Genomic DNA, 21,993 nt, shown 5'->3' with positions numbered 1-21,993 from the left:
GGCCGGCCCGATTCTGTTTCACCGGTATGACCTGCGGATTTCCAGCGCGTCGAGAACCCGCCTTGACAGGGCGACTCTCCGGGTCCACGCTCTGGGAAAGCGCTCTCCTGCCCGCTTTCCGCATCTGCGCCGAAGAGAGGCCGCCGTTTCTCCACCGCACGCCGGGCACGTTCCCGGCTCTCCCCGCCGGCCGGTGGCGCACCGCCCCCGCCCGGCCGCGCAGGCCCGTACGCAGGGATTTTGATGCTTCGGTGGGCGACTCCCCCACCGAGACGCGAACAAACGCCGGGGGAAGCGAACTGCCGCAAAGCGCACACCGGGCATCCGCACAGCAGGGAAAGACCCCAACGCGGACGGGGGCCCGGCGTGACCGCCTCACCGCCGTACCCCGACGGCACCGGATATCAGGCCGGTGGCGAAACGCGCGACGACGCCGGGCCCGCTCACGCGAAACCGCCGCGGACGCCGACTGCGCGGTATTTACAATACAGAGCTGTACTGTATCGTAAATGACATGGTCGATGCGGAACCAGAGCGGCCTCCGGGACGTCCGCGCAGCGCGGACATCGACGCGGCCGTCCTCACCGCGGCCGTGGACCTGCTGATCGAGCGCGGGGTCGACGCCGTCACGATCGAGCAGGTCGCCCGCCGCGCGGGGGTGACCCGGGCGACGGTGTACCGGCGGTTCCCGGACAAGATCCGGCTGCTCGTCGCCGCGCTCGGCGCGGGCCAGGACGCGTCGCCTCCGCCGCCGGAGCCGGTCGACATCGAGCAGATGCTCGCCATATGGGCCCGCCACCTGGCCCTGCCCCGGCTGCGAAAGCTCACCCGCCGGCTGATGACCTCGCTCCACGACCACCCCGCCCTGCGGGAGGCGTACTGGAACGCGAGCATCCGGCGGCGCGAGGAGGCGATCCGCGCCAGCCTGGAGCACGCGCGCGATCACGGGAGGTTCCCGCCCTCCGCCGACCTCGGCGTCATCCAGACGATTCTCACCGGCGCGGTCGGCACGCACCTCACCACCCAGCCCGACACCAGCAGCGAGGACGAGATCCGCGACTTCCTGCTGGCCGTGCTCCACCAGACCGGTTACCGCGGAGGCGAGCGACCGGCGTGACCACCGGGAGGACCGGATGCGGAAGATCCCCGTCGACTTCACGGGAGTGCGCGTCACCGCGCTTCTGGAGCTCTACCTGCGCTGGCTCGACAGCCGGGACCGGCACCCGATCCTCGGCGACGAGTGGGCCCGGCAGGCGGTCGACCGGCTGGACTTCGACTTCGCCCAGTTCACGTCGCTCGGCATCGGACGCTTCGCGGTCGGAGTGCGCTCACGGATGATGGACGACTGGGTCAGGGACTTCCTCGGCCGCACGCCCGGCGCGGTCGTCCTCGACATCGGCTGCGGGTTCGACAGCCGTGTCCGGCGCGTCGACCCGGCAGAAGGCCACCATTGGTACGACGTGGACTTCCCCGACATCGTCGAGATCGCGGGCCTGCTGTACCCCCCGCGTCCTGGTCACACCGCCGTCGGCGCATCCGTCACCGAGCCCGGCTGGCTCGATTCGATCCCCCGGGACAGGCCCGCGATCGTGGTCGCCGACGGCCTGCTGAACTTCCTCCCCGAACCCGACGTACGCCGGATCCTCACCCAGATCGTCGAGCACTTCCCCAGCGGGGAGATCGTCTTCAACATCACCTCCCCCGTGGTCAGGAAGCAGCGCGAGAGACGACCCGTGCCGGTCTTCGTGAAGTTCGGGATCAGCGAACAGTGGTTTCCCGGCGACCCGCGCGACGTCGAGGGATTCCATCGCAGGCTTCACCTGGCGGAGGTCGGCAGCCCGGGCGACGGCTCCCTGCTCAGCCGCTCCCCGCTGTACTACCGGCTGCTGGTGGCCCTGATCGGCCTGGTCCCCGCGTGGCGGAACGCCGGGTGGATCCTGCGTTACCGCTTCTGACACGGCGCCGTACGTCCGGATCGGGCACAGGGTTACGATCAAGAAGGAGGACGGATCAAGGGGGAGCGGCGATGGCGCGAGGGACCGGGTCGTGAGGGCCGCCCGGCTGCACAAGGTGGGCGACATCCGGCTGTCCGAGGAACCTCGCCCCGTTCCCGGGCCCGGAGAGAGCCTTGTCCGGGTCACCGCCGTCGGTCTGTGCGGCTCCGACCTGCACTGGTACTCCGAGGGCGGCATCGGCGACGCGGTGCTGGACGATCCGCTCGTCGTGGGGCACGAGATCGCCGGAGTGATCGAAGGCGGCCCGCGGCACGGCACGCGGGTCGCGGTCGACCCCGCCATCCCCTGCGACCGGTGCGGGGTCTGCGCGACGGGATACGGCAACCTGTGCCCGGACGTCCGCTTCGCCGGGCACGGCACGCTCGACGGCGGCCTGCGCGAGTATCTCGCCTGGCCCGACGACCTGCTGCACCCGCTGCCCGACGCGCTCTCCGACAGCGACGGGGCCATGCTCGAACCGCTCGGTGTGGCGATCCACGCCGTTGACCTGGGACACCTGGGGCTCGGGGCGCCCGTGGCCGTCGTCGGCTGCGGGCCGATCGGGCTGCTGGTGATCCGGCTCGCCCGGCTCGCCGGCGCCTCGGCGGTGGTCGCCGTCGATCCCCTGCCGCACCGCCGCGCCGCCGCCCTGCGGCTCGGCGCCGACCACGCCCTGTCCCCGGAGGAGGCGGGACCGGCCGCGTGGACCGGCATCGACGGGCTCGACGGCCTCGGCGTACGGGTGGCCTTCGAGGTGGCGGGCGACGACGACGCGGTGCGCACGGCCATGACCGCGGCCCGGCCCGGCGGCCGGGTCGTGCTGGCCGGCATCCCCGACGAGGACCGCACGTCGTTCCCCGCGTCGCTGGCCCGGCGCAAGGGCCTCACGCTCGCGCTGGTCCGGCGGATGAACCTCACCTATCCCCGGGCGATCCGCCTCGTCGAGAACGGGTCGGTGGACGTGTCGTCGCTGGTCACCGACCGCTTCCCGCTCGCGGCGACGGCGGACGCCTTCGCCGCCGCCGTGTCCCGGCGCGGGCTCAAGGTCGTGGTGGAACCGCACGGCTGAAGCCCGGATGTCTCCATGACGACCCCGGTGTCCCTGGTGCACCGGCTCACCACTGGCTGATGAGCGGCGTGTCCGGCCCGTGCTGCCGCCAGGCGCTGGTGAGGCGGACGAGGCGGGCCGGGGTGGCGATGCCGCGCACGGTTGCGATCCTGCCGCCTGTGATGTCGAACGTCACGGCACCGATGACCTGGTCGCCGATCACAAAGAGGAGGGCGGGGGCGCCATTGACGCGCGCGTAGTGGATGGCGGGCGTGCCGCCGGCGAACCGCCGCTTCGCGGGTGTGGGTTTGAAGCCGGCCCGTACGACGGCGGCGATGTGGTGCGGAGTGTCGTACCACAGCAGCTTCTCCGCCAGACCCGCGCCGTCGGAGATCGCGGTCGCGTCGTCGGTGAGCAGCGCCACCAGCCGTGCGGTGCGGCCCGAGGCGGCGGCGGCGAGGAATTCCTCGACGACCCTGCGGGCGGATGCCGGGTCGACTTCGCCGCCGCGGCGCGCGGCGGTGATGCGGCGCCGGGCCCGGTGGAGGTGCTGCTGGCTCGCGGACTCGGTGATGTCGAGGATCTCTGCGATCTCGGCGTGGCTGTGGGAGAACGCTTCGCGCAGGACGTAGACGGCTCGCTCGAGGGGCGACAGGCGCTCCATGAGCGTCAGCACGGCCAGGGAGACCGATTCGCGCTGCTCGAACGAGTCGGCCGGGCCGAGCATCGGGTCGCCGTCGAGGAGCGGTTCGGGCAGCCAGACACCGGCGGTCCGTTCGCGGCGGGCTCGCGCCGAGCGGAGCCGGTCCAGGCACAGGTTGGTGACGACTCTGGTCAGCCATGCTTCCGGCACCTTGATCCGTTGCCGGTCCGCGGCCTGCCAGTGCAGGAACGCATCCTGCACGGCGTCCTCGGCGTCGGCGGCGGAGCCCAGCAGCCGGTAGGCCAATGAGGCCAGCCGGTTCCGGCTGGCCTCGAACAGGCTGGTGTCGAAGCGATCAGCGGCGGTGCTGTCCACGCGGACCACCTTCTCGGGCGTGTGTCAGAGGTGCGTCGAGGGGCCGGCTGTTCTGAGGTGCCGGCTGTCGTGGATCGACAACAGAAGGCGTCTTCGGCGATGCCTGCACGCTCTACCTCGACGATCCCGCGTTGCCTGCCACAGCAGAGGAGGATCCCGTCGCGTGCGTGGCCGGCTGTGCGGCCGTGTCTGCGACGGCGGCGGTAGGGCGGTGGCGCAGGCCGCCGGCCAGGCACAGCACCATGCCGAGCGTGAGCCAGGTCGCCAGGACGGTGACAGAGTGGGCGATGCCGTGGCCCTCGAAGAAGGCGGTGGAGCGCAGCAGCCGGCCACCGGCCCCGGGCGGTAGCAGTTGGCCGAGGGTGCCGGACCAGCCGGGCAGCATCTCGGGTGCGGTTGCGGTGCCCGACAGGGGGTTGCCTATGAGCATCATGGTGGCGGCGCCGAGGCCGAGGCCGGCGTACCCGAGCAGTGACTCGAACCCGAGGATGCTCAGGGACGTGGCCGCGATGGTCAGGGCGACAGCGCCGCCGTTGGCCCAGTAGCAGCCGCCGAGTGAGCCGAGCCAGAACTGCAGGATCGCTGCCACGGCAAGCCCGCCGGTGATGGCGAAGGCGAACGCTCCGGTGACGCGGCGGACGGTGCCGCGGACGAGCCTGGTCAACAGCACGGCGGCGAGCAGGCCGCCCATGACCAGCGGCAGGGCTCCGGCGGCCAATCCGGCGCCGCGCGGATCGTCGGCCGGCAGCGGGACGAGGTCGCGGGCGGCGACCGCCGTGCCGGTCCCCCGTGCCTGGCTGAGGCCGGTCGCGATGCTGTTCAGGGCCTGGACGACGGCGGCGCTTCCGGCGGATGCGGTGATGACCTGTGGGGTGCCGGAGCTGACGTCGATCGCCCCGTACACCTTGCGGTCGCGGATCAGCTGTTCGGCGGCGGCGGTGTCGGCGACCTCGGTGACCGCGAAGCCCTCGGGAAGCCGTCGGCCGAGTGCGGCGGTGAGCTGCTTGACGGCGGGGGCGGGCCCGGCGACGGCGATCGGCACATCATGCACCGATGAGCGCACCGACGGCCAGGCGAAGGCGGTGAGCAGCAGGCTGATGCTCACCGTGAGCAAGGCGACTGCCCCGGCCACGGTCGGCCAGGGTGAGGGCGACGCGATGGCTGCAGGCGCGGCCTGACTGGACATCGGCGGTCGCATCCGGCGCGGCGGCCAGGTGGCGCTTGCGCTTGGGCATGCCGAAGGTCGGGTGCGAGGTGGCCCACAGCGACATCGCGAGTATGCCCGCCTTGACCCGCGCGGCCTTCCGGCCGCTCAGATACCTCGGCTTCGCCTGCCCTTCGTCGCCGATCATCTGCAGGATCCCGTCCTTGCCGCCCGAGACTGATGTGGTTGTACGTGTAGAGGAGCTTGGTGTTGGCGATCTTCCGGCCGGTCAGGCGTCCGATGATCGCCTCGACGGCCTGCCGGCCGATAAGACCGGCCGAAGCGCAGGACATCGGCAGCGGCCGGCCGTTGTCGCCGATGGCGTAGGCGCTGTCACCGATGGCGTAGACGTTCGGGTGCGAGACCGACCGCATGGTGCGATCGACGACGATCCGACCGTCCCCGGTGACCTCCAGCCCGGCGACGGCGGCGATGGGGCTGACCGCGAACCCGGCCGCCCACACGGTCGCGCCGGACGCCAGGGCGGTGCCGCCCGCGCACAGCACCCGCGTCGCTTCGACGGCTTCGACGCAGGTGTGCTCCAGGACGGTGATGCCCAGCCGGTCGCAGGCCTGGCGCAGGTGGCCGCGCGCCCCGGCGGAGAGCCGGGCGCCCAGCTCGCCGCGGGCGACCAGCGCCACCGACAGGCCGGGCCGGGATTCGGCGATCTCGGTGGCGGTCTCGATGCCGGTCAACCCGTCGCCGACGACCACCACCCGCCCGCCATCGCCCCGCCCGTCCAGGCTGTCCAGGCGCTCGCGCAGGCGCAGCGCCGAGGGCCTGGCGGCGATGTCGAAGGCGTGCTCGGCCGCGCCGGGGACGGCGCGGGCGGCGCCGTGGCTGCCGAGCGCGTACACAAGCGTGTCGTAGCCGAGTTCGCCGCCACCGCCGTCGTCGGCCACGGCGACGGTCTGGCGCTCGGGGTCGACGACGGTGACGCGGGCCACCCGCAGCCGTATCCCCGTGCCCGCGAAGACGTCGACGAGCTTCGGCGCGTCGATGTCCCGGCCGGCCGCCAGCTGGTGGAGCCGCATTCGCTGCACGAAGTCCGGCACGGCGTTGACCACGGTGATCTCGGTGTCCGCCGGGGACAGCCGGCGGGCCAGGGTCCCGGCCACGTAGGCTCCGGCATAACCGGCGCCGAGGACGACGATGCGGTGCTTCATGTGATGCTCCTGTCGGTTCGCCTGCTTCCGGGGAATTGAGCGGAACAGCGCCCCGATTGCTGACAGGAACTTCCATGTGGCATGGATCACAGATCGGCGGGAGCGTCCCCCGACGGTGCTCGCGGCGCCATACAGCCATGCGCCGGCACGCCTGCTCGCTGACGATCCCGCCCTGCGCCGCGCGGGGTGGACGACGACCTCGGGCCCGGCCGGTGCGATCTCATCGGCTGACGAACTGGTCGTACCCGAGCTTGGCGACCAGGGCGGCCACCACACACAGCAGGACGACGCGGACGAATCCCGTTCCCCGGTTGAGCGCCATCCGTGCGCCGATCTGCGCTCCGGTGATGTTGCAGACGGCCATGGCCAGGCCGAGCGCCCACACCACGTGGCCCTGCGCGGCGAAGACGACGAGCGCCCCGAGGTTGGTGCCGGTGTTGACGACCTTCGCGGTGGCGGAGGCGTGGACGAAGTCCATCCCGAGGATCGAGGTGAACGCGATGAGCAGGAACGTGCCGGTGCCCGGCCCCACGATGCCGTCGTAGTAGGCGATGCCGACGCCCGCGACCGCGACCCCCGTCATCACCCGCGCACGCGTACGCAGATGCGGGTGGGGCAGGCGGCCGAACCCCGGCCGCAGAGTCACGAACGCCCCCACGCCCAGCAGCACGACCATCACCAGCGGCTTCAGCACGTCCGCGTCGAGCAGCGCCGCCGAGGCGGCGCCGAGGCCGGCGAAGGCGACCGCGAGCGCCGCGGCCGGCACGGCCACCGCCCGGTCGAGCTTCGTCTTGCTCGCGTAGGTGACGGCGGCCGAGCCCGTCCCGAAGATCGCGGCGGACTTGTTCGTCGCCAGCGCCTGGACCGGTGTGAGACCGGCCAGCAGCAGCACCGGAAGCTGAAGCAGCCCTCCCCCGCCGACGACGGCGTCCACCCATCCGGCGGCCACGGCGGCGAGCAGCAGGAGCACCACCTGTCCGGCACCCATGTGATTCCGTCCCCCTTTGTACCCTTTTGACCCTGACCCGACGAGCGAGCCTAGCGGGCGGCGGGCAGCCCGGCGTTGGCCAGGATCGCCTCTACGGGCACCGTCGTGCTCTCGGCGGCGGTCAAGCCCGAGGCGGCGAGGTGGGCGTCGACGATCCGCAGCCCGACGGGGTAGCCCGCGTGGTCGGGCAGGCCGACGGGCGGCTGCCCCATCAGCTCCGCCGTCGCGTCCCCGTGCACGTACGCCGTGAAGTTGTGCATGCCGGTCAGGTTCACGGCCTCGGTGATCGTGGCGTACGCGCTGTCGAGCGCGGGCCCCTCCAAGGAGGTGCTCCAGGGCCCGAGCCCCTCCGGTCCGTACAGCTCGCGGACGAACGCCTCGGCGAGCCCCTCGGAGACGACCTGCTCGCCGAGGGTGACGGCGGCGGGGTCCCAGACGACGTTCGAATACCTGATGTTGTGGTTGAGCTCGTGGACGGCGCAGTGCCCGAGGCGGCCGAGGTTCTCCTCGGTGGGCCAGACGAGAAGGTAGACCAGGCCCTTGCCGCTCATGCCGAGGTAGCCGTGGTTGCGCCGCACAAGGTGCTCCGCGTCCGGGTCGCCGAGGACGACATAGACCTGCAGCGTCTCGGGGTGCCTGATGCCGGGAACGGCCTCGCGCTGGTGCTTCCACGCGGCGGTGAGCGCGTCGCGGACCTGCTCCCACACCCCCGCGTCGCGCATCCGCCGCAACGCGGGCAGGTAGCGCTCGTCGTCCCGGTCGACGCGGAAGCCGGAGCCCTGGTGATGCATGCCGACGACGTCGGCGACCGGCATCCAGGGCACGGCGTCCCACATCGGGCGCAGCATGCGGGTGAGCGCCGCGGGCCGTTCCGCGAGGGGGGCGGCCAGCAGATCGGCCATCGCGGTGGCCGTGTCGTGAACGATGATCTCCATGCCGCCGACGCTAGAAGCTCACGCGACGTGAGGCTCAAGCGACATTTCCCCCGCGCGGGGGAGGCGGGTCCCGCCCGGCGGGGAGGGCCGGCGAGGACGCGGCCGCGAGCCTGGAGTCATGGAAACGACACACCTTCGCCGCGGGTCTCGGCCCGCGCGCACCGGCGCGCTCGCCACGGCCGCCACCGCCGTGGTCGGTCTCGCGCTGACCGGCGTCGGGGCGAGCGGGATCGCCTTCGACATCGTGGGCGGGATCATGGCGGCGATCGCGGCGGTCACCGGGCAGAGCGGCGTCGTCGACCTGGGCTTCGACTTGCCGATGGCCGCCGCCCGCGCCGCCGCGCTCGCCGTCGGCACGACGCTCCTCGTGACCGCCGTACGGCGTCGCCGCCGCGCCCGCGGGGCCTGCGCACGCTGCGGCCGGTCAGAAGGACCCAACGGCGCTCACGCCGAGGGACCCGGCGACGCTCAGGCCGAGGGACCCGGCGACGCGAGCCGCACCTCTCCCGCCGGCGGGGGCCGGGAGACGTGGCAGGCTCGGGGATCATGGCAGGCTCGGGGATCGTGGCAGAGGCTCAGCGTCCGCGCCGGATACCTCACCGTGCTGCTCGCGGCCGGGTACGGCGCGCTGAAGGTGCAGTGGGGTCTCGGGGGCACGGTCGGCCTCGCCGATCCCCGGGCGTTCGGGGACGTGCGTCTGTGGACGCCGGGACTGGGCGACACCGGGGTGCTCGCGCTGATCGGCATGGCGCTCGGGCTCGGTTTCGCCCGGACCTGGCGGCCGCCGCTGCGCATGCCGCGATGGATGCCGCTGACCGCCGCCTTCGTGGGGAGCGTGATGCTGGTCCCGGTCGGCGTCCTCGGCACGGGACTGCGCGTCGCGGTCGCCCTCGGCCTCGCGAATCCGTCCCTGGAAGGCGTCTCTCCCTGGGTTTTCGGCGTCATCTATCCCTGGTTCCTCGCTTGGGGCCTGGCGATGGGGACGGCGGCCGTCGGCTACCACCACCGCACGCGCGGCGTATGCCGCGCGTGCGGCCGGGGGCGGCCCGCCTTCGTACGGCATGCCCGCGGGGAGGGGGCGGCGGCGCGGGAGGGAGCGGCGACGACGACACTGTGATCAGAGGAACGAACGGTGAGGAGCTGATGTGACGTCGTGGAGCGACCACGCGATCTGGTGGCATGTCTACCCTCTGGGTTTCACCGGCGCCCCGTTGACGGCGGCGCCCGAGGGAGCGCCGGTCCGGCATCGGCTGCGGCGTCTGGAGAGCTGGCTCGACTACGCCGTGAACCTCGGCTGTTCTGGTCTGCAGCTCGGCCCGATCTTCGCGTCCGAGACGCACGGCTATGACACGGTGGATCACTTCCGGATCGATCCCCGGCTCGGGGACGACGACGACTTCGACCACCTGGTGGCGCAGGCGCGGCGGCGCGGGCTGCGGGTGTTGCTCGACGGTGTGTTCAACCACGTGGGCAGGGGGTTTCCGGCCTTCGCGCGGGCGCTCGCGGAAGGGCCGGGCTCCCCCGCCGCCCGCTGGTTCCGTCCCGGTGACGGCGCGGGCGGCTTCGCCGTGTTCGAGGGCCACGATCAGCTGGTCGCGTTGAACCACGCGGAGCCCGCCGTCCTCGACCACGTCGTACGGGTGATGGGCCACTGGCTCGACCGCGGCGCGTCCGGCTGGCGGCTCGACGCGGCCTACACGGTGCCGCGCGCCTTCTGGCGGGAGGCCGTCACCCGGGTGCGGCGGCGGCATCCGGACGCCTGGTTCGCCGGCGAGGTGATCCACGGCGACTACGCGGCGTACGTGACCGAGGGCGGGCTCGACTCGGTGACGCAGTACGAGCTCTGGAAGGCCATCTGGAGCTCGCTCAACGACGGCAACTTCTTCGAACTCGCCTGGGCGCTCGACCGGCACAACGGGCTGCTGGAGGTGTTCGCGCCGATGACGTTCGTGGGCAACCACGACGTGACGCGCCTGGCCAGCAGGCTGACCGATCCGCGGCACCTGGGGCACGCGCTGGCCGTCCTGTTCACGGTGGGCGGGGTGCCGAGCCTCTATTACGGCGACGAGCAGGCGCTCCCCGGGGTCAAGGAGGAACGCGCCGGGGGCGACGACGCGATCCGGCCCGCCTTCCCCGACGGCCCGGACGGCCTGGCCTCGCACGGCATGCCCGTGTACCGGCTCCACCAGCGGCTGATCGGGCTGCGCCGCCGGCACCCCTGGCTGGTCCGGGCTCGTACGAAGGCCGAGCACGTCGCCAACAGGGCCCTCGCGCTACGCAGTGAGGGAGCGGCGGGAGAAGTCGTCACACTGCTCAACATCGGCGACGACGCCTATCGCTTCCCGGTGGACGTCTCCCGGCTGAGCGTCGCGGACAGCTGTGCCGGGGCGGGCGGCCCGGACGAGGACCCCGCTCTCGTGCCCGCGCACGGCTGGCGGGTGCTTGTCCACAGGCCGTGACCGGACGGCACGGCCCGCGCCGCGACCGCGGGATCATCGGACCGTGAACCGCGTCCTCGCTCCGCTGCTCGACAGGGTCACCTACCGCAGGTGGGCCTGTCTGATCGTCGGCGGGGCGCTGCTCATGCCCTACATGATGGCCGGAGAGGCCGCGACGGCGCTGTGGCGTCCGACATCGGACGCCGGCGATCCGCTGCTGTCGGTGCAACTGCTGATCTTCATCGGGGTGCTCCCCGTGGTGGCCGTGTCAGGGCTGTTCCTGCCCATCCGGGCCTTCGAGGCGGCCGCCGCCCGCACCTTGCTGGGCGTGGCGGTGGAGGCCCCTCTGTCCCCCGTACAGCGGACATGGTCCGAACGCCGCCGGACCGCGGCGTGGTTCACCCTGCATCTCGGGATCGGCGGTCTGGTGAGCGGGATGACCCTGGCCATGGTGCCGTTCGCGGTCTGGCTCGCGGTCCTGCCACTGGCCGGGGATCACCTCGGGCTGGTGGACTCCGGGCTCCACGGCGGCTGGGCGACGATGTGGGGGCCGCCCGCAGGCGTGGCGGTCCTCGTCTGCCTGCTCTTCCTCGCCGTCGGCGCCGGCGCGCTGCTCGCCCGCCTGGCCCCCGCGCTCCTCGGGCCGTCCGCCGCCGACCGGCTCGCCCTGGCGCACCGGGCGGCCCACCGGCTGGCCGTCCGCAACCGGCTCGCGAGGGAGCTGCACGACTCGGTGGGCCACGCCCTCAGCGTGGTGACCGTACAGGCCGCCGCCGCGGGCCGGGTGCTCGACCGGAACCCCGCCGCCGCCCGGGCCGCGCTGGAGGCGATCGAGACCTCCGCCCGCAACGCGCTGGACGAGCTCGACCACGTCATCGGCGTGCTGCGGGAGGGCGCGGGGCGAGCCTCGCCGGAGCCGTCCCTCGGCGACCTTCCCGCGTTGCTCGACGCCGCCGTCACCGGAGACAGACCGATCGTCCGGCGGCTTGGCGACCTGTCCGGCGTGCCTCCCGTGATCTCCCGGGAGGCCTACCGCGTCGCGCAGGAGGCGTTGACCAACGCGATCCGGCACGGCACGGGCCCGGTCGAGGTGGACGCCGAGGTGCGCGACCGCGTCCTGGAGCTGCGCGTGCGCAACGAGGTCCGTGCGCATCGCCGGCGGAGCATCACCGGATCACGCCGGCGCGACAGGAACGGCGGCGGCGCGGGGCACGGGCTGGACGGCATCCGGGAGCGGGTGACGCTGCTCGGCGGCCGGGTGGACGCGGGCGCCGACGGCGAGACGTGGCTGGTCGAGGTCCGCGTGCCGCTTCCGGGCGCGGACGCCGCCCGTCTCCCGGAAGCACGGGCATGAGCGAGGACTCCGGTGAGAGGCGGACGGGAACATGAGCACGAGCATCAGGGTGCTGCTGGCCGACGACGAGGACCTGATCCGCACCGGCCTGCGGATCATCGTCGAGTCCGAGCCCGGCCTGAGCGTCGTGGGCGAGGCGGCCGACGGCGCCGCGGCGGTGTCGCTGGCCCGCTCGCTCAGGCCCGACGTCGTCCTGATGGACGTACGCATGCCCGCGGTGGACGGCATCCAGGCGACGCGGGCCCTCACGGCCGCGCAGGGCGCGCCCAAGGTGGTGGTGGTGACGACGTTCGAGAACGACGACTACGTCTACGAGGCGCTGCTGGCCGGCGCGAGCGGCTTCCTGCTCAAGCGGGCGAGGGCGGACGAGCTCGTCCAGGCGATCCGGGTGGTGGCGGCGGGCGAGTCGCTGCTGTTCCCCGCCGCCATCCGGTCGCTGGTCGCGGCCCGCGGCGCCGCCCGCGCCGTCCCCGGCATCGGCCGGCTGACCGCACGGGAGGGGGATGTGCTGCGGCTGATGGCACGCGGCCTGTCGAACGCGGAGATCGCCGCCGAGCTCGTCGTCGGCACGGAGACCGTCAAGACCCACGTGGGGAACGTCCTGACCAAGCTGGGCGCCCGCGACCGCACGCAGGCGGTGGTCGCCGCCTACGAGTCCGGCTTCGTCTCCCCCCGCTGAGCCCCGCTGAGCCCCGCTCAGCCGCGCTGAGCAAGGCGAACCCGCGTCACCCGCCGGCCAGACGCCACAGCGAGGTGCTTCGCGGCCCGGGCGGCGTGGAGGAGATCCGCGCCGTCCGTCGCCCGCGGGTGCCGCGGCCTGGTGCCGATCCTGTCCACCACGCGCAGGCCCGCCGGGGTGGGGCAGCTCGATCCAGGCCGAGCCGGGCTTGCCCATAGCGGGGTGGGCACGTCTGCCACTCGGGTTGGGGCGCGATCGTTTTGCCGGCGGAGCGCTCCGCAGCGTCGCATGAGCCGAGCTCCGCTGACCCATACACGTGGAAGCGGCTACCGAGCTTGGAGTACGCCGGCGTCGAGAGACGTCGCGAAGGTCTGCACGTAGTCGATGGCTGCCTGCAACGCGTCTTTCAGCGGAGCGATGTCCCGCGCGACCTGGGCGAGGAGCATGCCGCCCTGGAAGGCGGCAAGGAGCAGATTGGCCAGCTGCGTGGGATCCGCCTCAGCGCTGATGCGGCCGAGTCGCTGCATGCGCTCGATTCCATCGCGGAAGATGCCCCTCCACTGGTCGAACGCACTCGCGAGCTCGTCGTGCACGTCGAGGTCCGTCTTGATGATCTCGCTCGCCAGGGAGCCGAGGCTGCAGCCTTCCTGATAGGCACGCTCGTAGCGGACGTAGAAATCCGCCCACTCCCGAAACGCGTCGAGGTTGTCGAAGCACGTGAACCGCTCGCCGCGGTGGAACGTGAGAACGCGCTCGGCCTGCCAGGCGATCACGGCCAGGACAAGACTCTCCTTGGTCGGGAAGTAGTGGTTGAGCTGCGATCCGCTGACGCCGGCGGCGCGGCGGAGCTGTTCGTTGTTCGTCGCATGGACCCCCTTGGCGTAGATGAGCTCCGCGGCGTGCTCCAGGATGCGGGCCCGCGTTGCCTGTCCCTTGTCGGTGAGCTTGTGGGGCTCCCGTGCTCCTGCGGTGGGTTTCATGCTTCAGAGGATACCTAAATTGGGCTTGACAGCCCAGTCTTTGGCGGTGTTCACTCAAGAAGTGGGCTGACAAGCCCAAAAAATCTCAAGCGCATCCCAGGCTGACGACCACTCACCGGAGGCTGATTCACCATGTCCCGACTGAACGTCCCCTCTCCTGACGACGTCCCCGACGGAGTGAAGGGCATCCTCGACAACGTCGGCGCACAGTTCGGCTTCGTCCCGAACATGTTCGCGACTCTCGCGTCGAACCCGACCGTCCTCGACGTCGTCATGACACTGCAGGGCACCTTGAGCCGGGTTCTGGACGCCAAGACGCGGCACACCATCGCGCTCGCCGTGTCGCAGGCGAACGGTTGCGATTACTGCCTGGCGGTGCACACGTACGTATCGTCCGAACTCGGTGGCATGTCGAGCGATGACATCCACTTGGCCCGCGCCGGGAGCTCGATCGATCCCAAGCGCGCCGCGGTCGCCCGTTTCGCTCAGCGGCTGGTGGACAGCCGCGGCCAGGTGAGCGACGCCGACCTGGCGGCCGTGCGAGGTGCGGGATACACCGACCCGCAGATCCTGGCGATCGTCACGGTGGCGGTGCAGGTCCTGCTGACCAACTTCATCAACAACGTCAACCAGACCGACATCGACATCCCCGCCGTCAGCTCGGTCGGTACGCCGTGATGAGCGTTCGGGTCCTCGTCGAGGCGGCGTACTGAGCCGCTCGATCCGTCACTGTCTCCACTGATCATCCGGGAAAGGTCCGGCATACCCGCCCGACCTCGACGCACTCGTCGCGATCGTCACCGCCGGCGCTCCTAACGCACTCATATAAGAAACAGGCAGATTGACATGAATCTTGACAAGATCATGAAAAAGCACCTCACCAGGTATTTCGACCCCAGCAAGACCATTCCGGAGGACACCCTTCAGCAGCTGCTGAGGTTCCTGCGCTCCACGCCGTCATCGGTGAACGTACAGCCCAACCACTTCTACGTCCTCGCCACGCCCGAAGGCAAAGAACGGCTCGCGGCCAACCTGGGCGAACGATTCCAGGACAACGCCGAGAAGATCCTGAACGCGTCGCACACCATCATCCTCACCACCCGGGCAGATGTGCCTGACAGCCACCTCGATGCGGTGTTCACGAAGGAGAGGGCCGACGGCCGGTTCCCTGACCCGTCGAAGCAGGAGCTGTGGGAATCGATGACCCGAGACTTCCTCGACCTGCGCAACTACGGCTACAAGGACCTGAACCACTGGATGGAGAAGCAGACCTACATGGCGGTGGGCCTGACCATGATGGCGGCCGCCGAGCTCGGCGTCGAGGCCACGCCGCTGGAAGGGTTCGACCCGGCCAGTGTCGACAAGGCGTTCAAGATCCGCGAGACCGGACACAGCACGACGGTGCTGCTGGCCCTCGGCTACCCCGACCCCCGGAAGGTGTACACCAACCCGATCTCGCGATTCGACGCCGACCAGCTGTTCACCTTCATCTGAAAACCCACGGCACATACGAGGAAGCGGGCAATCTCAATGAAAGCCATTGTGGTAACCGACCAGGCCGCGGGAACGGCGGGGATGACGCTGACGGAGCGGCCCGAGCCGTCCGCAGCGATCAACGATGTCATCGTTCAGATTCACGCATCGGGCTTCGTCCCGACTGAGATGGAGTGGCCATCCACCTGGACCGATCGCGCCGGCCGTGACAGGACACCCTCGATCCCCGGCCACGAGCTGGCCGGAGTGGTCGCCGCCCTCGGCTACGGCACGACGGGGCTGTCGGTCGGGCAGCGGGTGTTCGGCCTCGCCGACTGGCACCGCGACGGCACCCTTGCGGAGTACGTGGCGATCGAAGCACGCAACCTCGCACCGCTGCCCGGCGACGTCGACTTCACAGTCGGCGCTTCCCTGCCGATCTCAGGTCTGACCGCGTGGCAGGGGCTGTTCCAGCACGGCCGTCTTCAGGCCGGCCAGACCCTCCTCGCCCATGGCGCAGCCGGGGCGGTCGGGACGATGGTGACCCAGCTCGCCCGGGAGGCGGGCGCATACGTCATCGGCACCGGACGCGCCGCCGACCGCGAAAAGGCACTCGACTTCGGCGCGCATGAGTTCGTCGACCTCGAGAACGACGCGCTGGAAGACGTCGGAGGCGTCGATCTGGTCTTCGATGTCATCGGCGGCGACGTTCAGAAGCGGTCCGTCGCCCTGATCAAGGCCGGAGGAACGCTGGTGTCCGTCGTCGGTCCGGTCGAGGCGCGGCCCGCTGACGGCCTGGCGGTGGACTTCGTTGTCGAGGCCGATCGCGCCGAACTGGGCGAGATCGTGCAGCGGGCGCGGGACCGGCGGCTGCGGACGAACATCGGTGACGTCGCGAGCTTCGACGATGCCATTGATGTCCTTAACCCGACCACCCGGCGCAGCGGAAAGACAGTCATCCGCATACGCCCGTAGGGAACGGATGGCCGCAGTCCGGCTGGCGGGTCATCCGCCGCCGTTCGTGGCGGCCATGCGGAGGACGCCACCTTGGCCTTGACCGGGCGGTCAGGGCACTCGGATCGATAGAGGAGTCGATCACCTTGGATGGACAAGAGCTGCAGAAGATCGCGGGCGACTGCACTGTGGGACTGCCCGGCGCCGAGCTGGAGCGTGATTCCGGCCCCGACTGGCACCGCTACAAGGTGCGCGGCAAGGTCTTCATGCTCATGACCGACATGCCAGGGCGCCCCGTCGTGATCCTGAAAGCCGATCCGGACGACGCCGCGGCCCTGCGTGAGCAGTACGCAGACATCACTCCCGGCTATCACATGAACAAGAGGCACTGGATCACGCTGGAGGGCGGGGGCACCATCGACCAGAAGCTGGTGAAGGAGCTCGTGATCGACTCCTACCGTCTCGTGGTCGGCGGGCTTCCCAAGTCCGAGCAGCCCGTGGATCCGCGTACCTACGGCCGCCGCGCCTGAGCACGAGGCCGGCAGGTGGCCGCATGGCCTGAGCCGGCACGGCGGGCAGCATGGCACCGACAAATCTTCCGCGGCTTTTTGGTCGATCGTCACGCCTGCCGGGGGTGCGGGCACTGCGGCAGCGTGGGAACCGGAAATATCCGGCGCGATTCACCGCCATGCGGGACGAATCGGTGCGGCCATCAGAGAAGAGGGGGTCGTCGATGGGAGACGGGATCAGGGCGCGGGTGTCGGTCACCGGGCTGGGCGCCACCACGCCGCTGGCCGGGGACGTGGCCGGCACCTGGGCGGGCCTGCTGGAGGGACGGTCCGGCATCCGCCTGATCGAGGAGGACTGGGCCGGGGATCTGCCCGTGCGGATCGCCGGCCGGCTGCCGGTGGACCCCGCCGAGGTGCTGGGCCGGGTGGCGGCGCGGCGGCTCGACCGCTGCCAGCAGGCGGCGCTGGTCGCCGCGCGGGAGGCGTGGGCGGACGCGGAGGCGCCCGGCGTCGAGCCCGAGCGCCTCGCCGTGGTGATCGGCACGGGGGTCGGCGGCGTCCTGACCACGCTGACGCAGAACGAGATCCTCGAAAGGTCCGGGCCGCGCAGGATCTCGCCCTACACGGTGCCGATGCTGATGCCCAACGGACCTGCGGCGGTGGTCAGCATCGAGCTCGGGGCGCGCGGAGGCGCGCACACGCCGGTGAGCGCGTGCGCCACCGGCGCCGAGGCGATCGCGATGGGCCTCGACCTCATCAGGCTCGGACGCGCCGACGTGGTGATCGCGGGCGGTGCGGAGGCGTGCGTGCACCCGCTGACCCTCGCCGGGTTCGCCCAGGCCAAGGCCGTTTCCCCGCGCAACGACGCGCCGCAGGAGGCGTCGCGGCCGTTCGACGCGGGACGCGACGGCTTCGTGCTGGGCGAGGGGGCCGCGCTGGTGGTGCTGGAACGCGAGGAGTTCGCCGCCGCCCGCGGCGCCCGGGTCCACGCCGCTCTCGCCGGCGCCGGGGTCACCTCCGACGCCCACCACATCACCGCCGCCGACGCGGCGGGACAGGCGCGCGCGATGCGGCTCGCCCTGGCCGACGCCGGTCTGGACGCGCTCGACGTGGGCTACGTGAACGCCCACGCCACCTCGACCCCCACGGGCGACCTGACCGAGAACGCGTCGATCGCCGAGGCGATCGGCACGCACCCGGCGGTCACCGCGATCAAGTCGATGACCGGTCACCTGTGCGGCGCGGCCGGGTCGCTGGGCGCGATCGCCACCGTCCTCGGCCTTCGCGACGGGATGATCCCCGCGATTCGCAACCTCGACAACCCGGACCCGGAGGTGAAGCTCGACCTGGTGGCCGGCGCGCCGCGCACCGGGCGCTGGACGGCCGGGCTGGTGAACTCCTTCGGCTTCGGCGGCCACAACGCGTCCCTGGTGTTCACCAGCGTCTGACGGCCGCGTCAGATGGGGCCGCGGCCGTCGAAGAGGTCGTCCGGCCAGGGGCTCTGGCTGCCGTCGCCGCTGCCGGACGGGCCGGGAGTGGGCTGCTGCGGCTCGGGCGAGGCGGGCTCGGGCGGCGGGGTGGGCACGAACTGCGTGTTCGGCAGCGGCCGGGGCGGCTCCGGCTCGTCCTCGCCGCGGAACAGCATCATCCAGGTGACCAGCAGCAGCGCGAGCACGAGCGTGGCCAGCAGCGTCGAGGCGAGCACGACCGCCCGCCGGGTGGCCACCGGCGGCGGGGGCGGCGCGGGCGGGGCGGGCAGCGCGGGAGTGCGGTCGCCCAGCCAGTAGTGCGCGAAGTCGGGCCCGTGCCGCTGCCCGATCAACGTGCCGGACACGGGGACCGGGTCGAGGAACCGCTCTGCCCCCGGGCCGTTCGGCATGTACGGCACGGCCACCCAGGGCGCGGGGCCGCCCTGCATCGCCAGGACGGGAGGCGTGTCGGGCGGGACCCGGCCGCGCACCCGGTCGACCAGGGAGGCGCCCCACCCGCGTACGCCCGTCCGGCCCTGCGCATCCCTGATCGCGGTGACGAACCGGTCCCTGGCGGCGGCGTCGAGGGCGGCGCCGCTGGACAGGACGGCCACCGACACCACCCGGCCGTCGGGCGCCTGGCCCAGGTAGACGAGCCCGGCCGGGGCCGTCTGCAGACGTGCCTGCAGCGCGAACGGCCCCACGTGGGGCGGGTCGCCGTACTGCAGCGGAGTCACCATCCTCCACATCAAAACACACGGGCACGGCAGGGGGTGTGGCACGCGCCGGGACGGGCAAATGGGAGAGAAATGGATTCTCCAGCCGAGTCACGATTGAATAACGAGCATGACCGTTGCCGATGAACGCAGTGACCCGGAGCCCGGCGAGGGCGTGACAGAGCAGGAGGGCGAAGCCCGGCTGGACGCCCTGCGGGAGTCGCTGGCCGAGGTCCGGCGGGTGATCGTCGGGCAGGAGCACATGGTCGAGCGGCTGCTGGTGGCGCTGCTCGCCCGGGGACACTGCCTGCTCGAAGGCGTCCCGGGGGTCGCCAAGACGCTGGCCGCCTCGACGCTGGCCACCGTCGTGGGCGGCACGTTCGCCCGCATCCAGTTCACCCCCGACCTGGTGCCCAGTGACATCGTCGGCACCCGCGTCTACCACCCCAGCTCCGAGCGGTTCGACGTCGAGCTCGGGCCGGTGTTCGTCAACTTCCTGCTCGCCGACGAGATCAACCGCGCTCCGGCGAAGGTGCAGTCGGCCCTGCTGGAGGTGATGGCCGAGCGGCAGGTGACGCTCGCGGGACGCACCCACCCGCTGCCCCGGCCGTTCATCGTGCTGGCCACACAGAACCCGATCGAGTCGGAGGGCGTCTACCCGCTGCCCGAGGTGCAGCGCGACCGGTTCCTGTTCAAGGTGCGCGTGTCCCACCCGAGCGCGCACGAGGAGCTGGAGATCCTGCAGCGGATGAGCGTGCGCCCGCCCGTGCCCAGGCCGGTGCTCGATCCGGCCACGCTGGTGCGGCTGCAGGACATGGCCGAGGAGATCTCGGTCCACCAGCTCGTGGCCGACTACGTCGTACGGCTGGTCATGGCCACGCGCACCCCGGCGGACTACGGCCTGGCCGACCTGCAGGACACTATCGAGATCGGGGTGAGCCCCCGGGCGACGCTGGGCCTGATCGCCGCCGGGCGGGCCCTGGCCCTGCTGCGCGGGCGCGACTACCTGCTGCCCGACGACGTCCGCGACGTCGCGGTCGACGTCATGTCGCACCGGCTGATGCTCACCTTCGACGCGCTGGCCGACGAGGTGGACCCCGACGACGTCGTACGCCGGGTCCTTCAGGCGGTGCCGCCGCCTCTCGTCGTGTGGAACCAGGGCATGCGATGAGCGGGGCGAACCCCGACCAGGCGCTGCGCCGGCTGGAGCTGACGGTGGTGCGGCGGCTCGACGGGCTGCTGCAGGGCCGCCACCAGGGGCTGATCCCCGGGCCCGGCAGCGAGCAGGGCGACACCCGCGTGTACGTGCCCGGCGAGGACGACGTGCGCCGCATGGACTGGGCGGTGACGGCGCGCACGACCGTGCCGCACGTGCGCGACCTGATCGCGGACCGGGAGCTGGAGACCTGGGCGGTGGCCGACCTGTCGGCCAGCATGGAGTTCGGCACGGCCGACATGTCCAAGCGCGATCTGGTCGTCAGCGCCGTCGGGGCGATCGGGATCCTCGCCGGCCGCGTGGGCGACCGGTTCGGCGCCTACATCCTGTACGGGGACGACGTGCACCGCTTCCCGGCCAAGCCGGGCCGGCCCCGGCTGTACGCTCTGCTGCACTCGCTGCTCAGCGCGCCGCCCGCGCAGGGCGCGGTGGATCTCGGGGAGGCTCTGGAGATGATGGCGACGGCGCACCGCAAGCGCGGGCTGCGGGTGATCGTCTCCGACTTCCTCGACTCGCCCGACTCCTGGGAGCCGCCGCTGCGCCGCCTGGCCGCGCGGCACCAGGTGCTCGCCGTGGAGATCATCGATCCCCGCGAGCTGGAACTGCCCGACGTCGGGTTCGTCACCCTCGCCGACCCCGAGACCGGGCGCTCGCGCGGCGTCCACCTGTCTCAGCCGCTGAGGGAGCGGTACGCCGAGGCCGCGGCCGAGCAACGGCAGGAGACCCGGGCGGCGCTGCGCCGGGCCGGGGCGGCCCACCTGGTGCTGCGCACCGATCGCGACTGGGTGTTCGACATCGCCGAGTTCGTGCTGCGCCAGCGGCGGGCCTCCCACCTGCTGCGCCGGGCCGCGAACAGGAAGGGGGGCGCATGACCTTCCTCGCCCCCGGGTGGCTCTGGCTGTTCGTCCTGATCGCCGCGCTGGTCGCGGCGTACGTCGCGGCGCAGTTCGCGCGCCGCCGCTACACCGTGCGCTTCACCAACCTCGCGCTGCTGTCGCTGGTGGCGCCGGAGCGGCCCACCTGGCGGAGGCACGTGCCCGCCGTGCTGTTCCTCGTCATGATGAGCCTGCTGGTCCTCGGCGCGGCCCGGCCCGCGGGCGAGGTGAGGGTGCCCCGCGACCGCGCCACCATCATGGTCGCCGTGGACGTGTCGCTGTCGATGGAGTCGGCGGACGTCCCGCCCACCCGGCTCGTCGCGGCCAAGCAGGCGGCCCAGCAGTTCGTGAAAGACCTGCCCGAGCGGTTCAACGTCGGCGTGGTGGCCTTCGCCAGATCGGCCGCCGTCGTCATCTCCCCCACCACCGACCACGCGGCCGTGAACACCGCGATCTCCAGCCTGACCACGCGGCCCGGCACGGCGATCGGCGAGGCCGTGTTCAACTCGCTCGACTCGATCAGGTCGTTCGACCAGCGGGCGGTCACCGATCCGCCCCCGTCCGCGATCGTGCTGCTGTCGGACGGCGACAACACCTCCGGGCGTTCGGTCAACGATGCCATCGAGGCGTCGGTCGGCGCCAAGGTGCCGGTGTCCACGATCGCGTACGGCACGCCCGACGGCACGGTGTCGATCGACAACCGGGCGGTGCAGGTGCCGGTGAACAAGGCCACGCTGAAGTCGCTGTCGGACGGCACCGGGGGCCGGGCGTACACCGCGGAGTCGGGCAGCGAACTGCACGACGTGTACGCGCAGATCGGCACCTCGCTCGGCTACAAGGTCGTGCACCAGGAGATCACCCAGCGGTTCCTCGTCGCGGCGATCGTCGCGGGCCTGCTGGCCGCCGTCGCGGCGATGCTGCTGGGCGCCCGCATCCCCTGACCGCATCCCCTCACCCCATCCCCCGACCGCGCCACC

22 protein-coding genes are annotated in these 21,993 nt (G+C 71.9%); 15 read left to right on the top strand and 7 right to left on the bottom strand.

What is annotated here, in order from left to right:
• Positions 1-514: 514 nt before the first annotated feature.
• The 3 genes from BXA11_RS29010 to BXA11_RS29000 all read left to right on the top strand — a co-directional run bounded on the left by BXA11_RS29010 (position 515) and on the right by BXA11_RS29000 (position 3,063).
• On the top strand, positions 515-1,117 hold the full coding sequence (locus BXA11_RS29010) for a TetR/AcrR family transcriptional regulator (protein WP_076439648.1): 603 nt from the start codon (positions 515-517) through the stop codon (positions 1,115-1,117).
• Between the two features lie 16 nt (positions 1,118-1,133).
• Complete coding sequence (locus BXA11_RS29005; RefSeq protein ID WP_076439646.1) at positions 1,134-1,955, top strand: class I SAM-dependent methyltransferase; 822 nt, start codon at positions 1,134-1,136, stop codon at positions 1,953-1,955.
• Between the two features lie 91 nt (positions 1,956-2,046).
• Entirely contained in the window at positions 2,047-3,063 is a 1,017-nt protein-coding gene (locus BXA11_RS29000; RefSeq protein ID WP_076439644.1) for a zinc-binding dehydrogenase, read from the top strand.
• 46 nt (positions 3,064-3,109) lie between these two features.
• On the opposite strand, the gene BXA11_RS28995 is transcribed toward BXA11_RS29000, so the two are convergent.
• The 5 genes from BXA11_RS28995 to BXA11_RS28975 all read right to left on the bottom strand — a co-directional run bounded on the left by BXA11_RS28995 (position 3,110) and on the right by BXA11_RS28975 (position 8,353).
• Positions 3,110-4,060 carry a sigma-70 family RNA polymerase sigma factor gene (locus BXA11_RS28995; RefSeq protein ID WP_244303596.1) on the bottom strand — a complete coding sequence of 317 codons (951 nt, stop codon included), beginning with the start codon at positions 4,058-4,060 and terminating at the stop codon, positions 3,110-3,112.
• Between the two features lie 112 nt (positions 4,061-4,172).
• Entirely contained in the window at positions 4,173-5,165 is a 993-nt protein-coding gene (locus BXA11_RS28990) for a hypothetical protein (RefSeq protein WP_204054006.1), read from the bottom strand.
• Entirely contained in the window at positions 5,162-6,430 is a 1,269-nt protein-coding gene (locus BXA11_RS28985) for an NAD(P)/FAD-dependent oxidoreductase (RefSeq protein WP_244303595.1), read from the bottom strand. Before BXA11_RS28985 ends, BXA11_RS28990 begins: the two co-directional genes overlap by 4 nt.
• A 220-nt stretch (positions 6,431-6,650) precedes the next feature.
• Positions 6,651-7,418, bottom strand: a complete 768-nt coding sequence (locus tag BXA11_RS28980) for a TSUP family transporter (RefSeq protein WP_076439640.1) — start codon at positions 7,416-7,418, stop codon at positions 6,651-6,653.
• Between the two features lie 50 nt (positions 7,419-7,468).
• Positions 7,469-8,353 carry a DUF2268 domain-containing putative Zn-dependent protease gene (locus tag BXA11_RS28975; RefSeq protein WP_076439638.1) on the bottom strand — a complete coding sequence of 295 codons (885 nt, stop codon included), beginning with the start codon at positions 8,351-8,353 and terminating at the stop codon, positions 7,469-7,471.
• 118 nt (positions 8,354-8,471) lie between these two features.
• Here BXA11_RS28975 and BXA11_RS28970 point away from each other — a divergent pair, with 118 nt between their 5' ends.
• The 4 genes from BXA11_RS28970 to BXA11_RS28955 are packed head-to-tail and all read left to right on the top strand — an operon-like array spanning position 8,472 to position 12,824.
• Positions 8,472-9,470: a hypothetical protein gene (locus BXA11_RS28970; RefSeq protein WP_076439636.1), complete on the top strand. Its 999-nt coding sequence runs from the start codon at positions 8,472-8,474 to the stop codon at positions 9,468-9,470.
• Between the two features lie 28 nt (positions 9,471-9,498).
• A complete protein-coding gene (locus tag BXA11_RS28965; protein WP_076439634.1) occupies positions 9,499-10,812 on the top strand; it encodes an alpha-amylase family protein in 1,314 nt (437 codons plus the stop codon).
• Between the two features lie 43 nt (positions 10,813-10,855).
• Positions 10,856-12,145, top strand: coding sequence for a sensor histidine kinase (locus BXA11_RS28960; RefSeq protein WP_076439632.1), 1,290 nt, complete (start codon positions 10,856-10,858; stop codon positions 12,143-12,145).
• Positions 12,146-12,176: 31 nt separating this feature from the next.
• Positions 12,177-12,824 carry a response regulator gene (locus BXA11_RS28955; protein WP_030509877.1) on the top strand — a complete coding sequence of 216 codons (648 nt, stop codon included), beginning with the start codon at positions 12,177-12,179 and terminating at the stop codon, positions 12,822-12,824.
• Positions 12,825-13,150: 326 nt separating this feature from the next.
• Here BXA11_RS28955 and BXA11_RS28950 read toward each other — a convergent pair whose 3' ends face one another.
• Positions 13,151-13,804, bottom strand: coding sequence for a TetR/AcrR family transcriptional regulator (locus BXA11_RS28950; protein ID WP_076439630.1), 654 nt, complete (start codon positions 13,802-13,804; stop codon positions 13,151-13,153).
• A gap of 132 nt (positions 13,805-13,936) precedes the next feature.
• On the opposite strand from BXA11_RS28950, the gene BXA11_RS28945 reads away from it, so the two are divergent.
• From BXA11_RS28945 to BXA11_RS28925, 5 genes are all read left to right on the top strand, one after another.
• Positions 13,937-14,482, top strand: a complete 546-nt coding sequence (locus BXA11_RS28945; protein WP_076439629.1) for a carboxymuconolactone decarboxylase family protein — start codon at positions 13,937-13,939, stop codon at positions 14,480-14,482.
• Between the two features lie 168 nt (positions 14,483-14,650).
• A complete protein-coding gene (locus tag BXA11_RS28940) occupies positions 14,651-15,298 on the top strand; it encodes a nitroreductase family protein (protein WP_076439627.1) in 648 nt (215 codons plus the stop codon).
• A gap of 36 nt (positions 15,299-15,334) precedes the next feature.
• A complete protein-coding gene (locus tag BXA11_RS28935; RefSeq protein WP_076439625.1) occupies positions 15,335-16,252 on the top strand; it encodes an NADP-dependent oxidoreductase in 918 nt (305 codons plus the stop codon).
• A 125-nt stretch (positions 16,253-16,377) separates the two neighbouring features.
• Entirely contained in the window at positions 16,378-16,761 is a 384-nt protein-coding gene (locus BXA11_RS28930; protein WP_076439623.1) for an MmcQ/YjbR family DNA-binding protein, read from the top strand.
• A 203-nt stretch (positions 16,762-16,964) separates the two neighbouring features.
• Positions 16,965-18,188: a beta-ketoacyl-[acyl-carrier-protein] synthase family protein gene (locus tag BXA11_RS28925; RefSeq protein ID WP_076439621.1), complete on the top strand. Its 1,224-nt coding sequence runs from the start codon at positions 16,965-16,967 to the stop codon at positions 18,186-18,188.
• A gap of 8 nt (positions 18,189-18,196) precedes the next feature.
• Here the strand turns inward: BXA11_RS28925 and BXA11_RS28920 are convergent, their stop codons facing one another.
• Positions 18,197-18,949: a hypothetical protein gene (locus tag BXA11_RS28920; protein WP_081903762.1), complete on the bottom strand. Its 753-nt coding sequence runs from the start codon at positions 18,947-18,949 to the stop codon at positions 18,197-18,199.
• Between the two features lie 106 nt (positions 18,950-19,055).
• Here BXA11_RS28920 and BXA11_RS28915 point away from each other — a divergent pair, with 106 nt between their 5' ends.
• The 3 genes from BXA11_RS28915 to BXA11_RS28905 are packed head-to-tail and all read left to right on the top strand — an operon-like array spanning position 19,056 to position 21,957.
• Positions 19,056-20,096 (top strand): AAA family ATPase, encoded by a 1,041-nt coding sequence (locus tag BXA11_RS28915; protein ID WP_030509885.1) that lies wholly within the window; start codon positions 19,056-19,058, stop codon positions 20,094-20,096.
• Complete coding sequence (locus tag BXA11_RS28910; RefSeq protein ID WP_076439619.1) at positions 20,093-21,013, top strand: DUF58 domain-containing protein; 921 nt, start codon at positions 20,093-20,095, stop codon at positions 21,011-21,013. The genes BXA11_RS28915 and BXA11_RS28910 overlap by 4 nt, the downstream gene beginning before the upstream one ends.
• The gene (locus BXA11_RS28905; protein WP_030509887.1) at positions 21,010-21,957 is read left to right on the top strand and encodes a VWA domain-containing protein; all 948 of its coding nucleotides are present in this window, start codon (positions 21,010-21,012) and stop codon (positions 21,955-21,957) included. Before BXA11_RS28910 ends, BXA11_RS28905 begins: the two co-directional genes overlap by 4 nt.
• Positions 21,958-21,993: the final 36 nt, after the last annotated feature.

This window comes from Microbispora rosea (genome assembly GCF_900156315.1).
Taxonomy (GTDB): domain Bacteria; phylum Actinomycetota; class Actinomycetes; order Streptosporangiales; family Streptosporangiaceae; genus Microbispora; species Microbispora rosea.
This window is presented reverse-complemented; position numbering and strand designations above follow the sequence as displayed.

What these genes read in the sequence shown, in the direction of transcription:
- BXA11_RS29010 (WP_076439648.1), top strand. Translation starts at nt 515, where the DNA reads ATGGTCGATGCGGAACCAGAGCGGCCTCCGGGACGTCCGCGCAGCGCG.
- BXA11_RS29005 (WP_076439646.1), top strand. Translation starts at nt 1,134, where the DNA reads ATGCGGAAGATCCCCGTCGACTTCACGGGAGTGCGCGTCACCGCGCTT.
- BXA11_RS28985 (WP_244303595.1), bottom strand. Translation starts at nt 6,430, where the DNA reads ATGAAGCACCGCATCGTCGTCCTCGGCGCCGGTTATGCCGGAGCCTAC.
- BXA11_RS28980 (WP_076439640.1), bottom strand. Translation starts at nt 7,418, where the DNA reads ATGGGTGCCGGACAGGTGGTGCTCCTGCTGCTCGCCGCCGTGGCCGCC.
- BXA11_RS28975 (WP_076439638.1), bottom strand. Translation starts at nt 8,353, where the DNA reads ATGGAGATCATCGTTCACGACACGGCCACCGCGATGGCCGATCTGCTG.
- BXA11_RS28970 (WP_076439636.1), top strand. Translation starts at nt 8,472, where the DNA reads ATGGAAACGACACACCTTCGCCGCGGGTCTCGGCCCGCGCGCACCGGC.
- BXA11_RS28955 (WP_030509877.1), top strand. Translation starts at nt 12,177, where the DNA reads ATGAGCACGAGCATCAGGGTGCTGCTGGCCGACGACGAGGACCTGATC.
- BXA11_RS28950 (WP_076439630.1), bottom strand. Translation starts at nt 13,804, where the DNA reads ATGAAACCCACCGCAGGAGCACGGGAGCCCCACAAGCTCACCGACAAG.
- BXA11_RS28945 (WP_076439629.1), top strand. Translation starts at nt 13,937, where the DNA reads ATGTCCCGACTGAACGTCCCCTCTCCTGACGACGTCCCCGACGGAGTG.
- BXA11_RS28940 (WP_076439627.1), top strand. Translation starts at nt 14,651, where the DNA reads ATGAATCTTGACAAGATCATGAAAAAGCACCTCACCAGGTATTTCGAC.
- BXA11_RS28935 (WP_076439625.1), top strand. Translation starts at nt 15,335, where the DNA reads ATGAAAGCCATTGTGGTAACCGACCAGGCCGCGGGAACGGCGGGGATG.
- BXA11_RS28925 (WP_076439621.1), top strand. Translation starts at nt 16,965, where the DNA reads ATGGGAGACGGGATCAGGGCGCGGGTGTCGGTCACCGGGCTGGGCGCC.
- BXA11_RS28920 (WP_081903762.1), bottom strand. Translation starts at nt 18,949, where the DNA reads ATGGTGACTCCGCTGCAGTACGGCGACCCGCCCCACGTGGGGCCGTTC.
- BXA11_RS28915 (WP_030509885.1), top strand. Translation starts at nt 19,056, where the DNA reads ATGACCGTTGCCGATGAACGCAGTGACCCGGAGCCCGGCGAGGGCGTG.
- BXA11_RS28910 (WP_076439619.1), top strand. Translation starts at nt 20,093, where the DNA reads ATGAGCGGGGCGAACCCCGACCAGGCGCTGCGCCGGCTGGAGCTGACG.
- BXA11_RS28905 (WP_030509887.1), top strand. Translation starts at nt 21,010, where the DNA reads ATGACCTTCCTCGCCCCCGGGTGGCTCTGGCTGTTCGTCCTGATCGCC.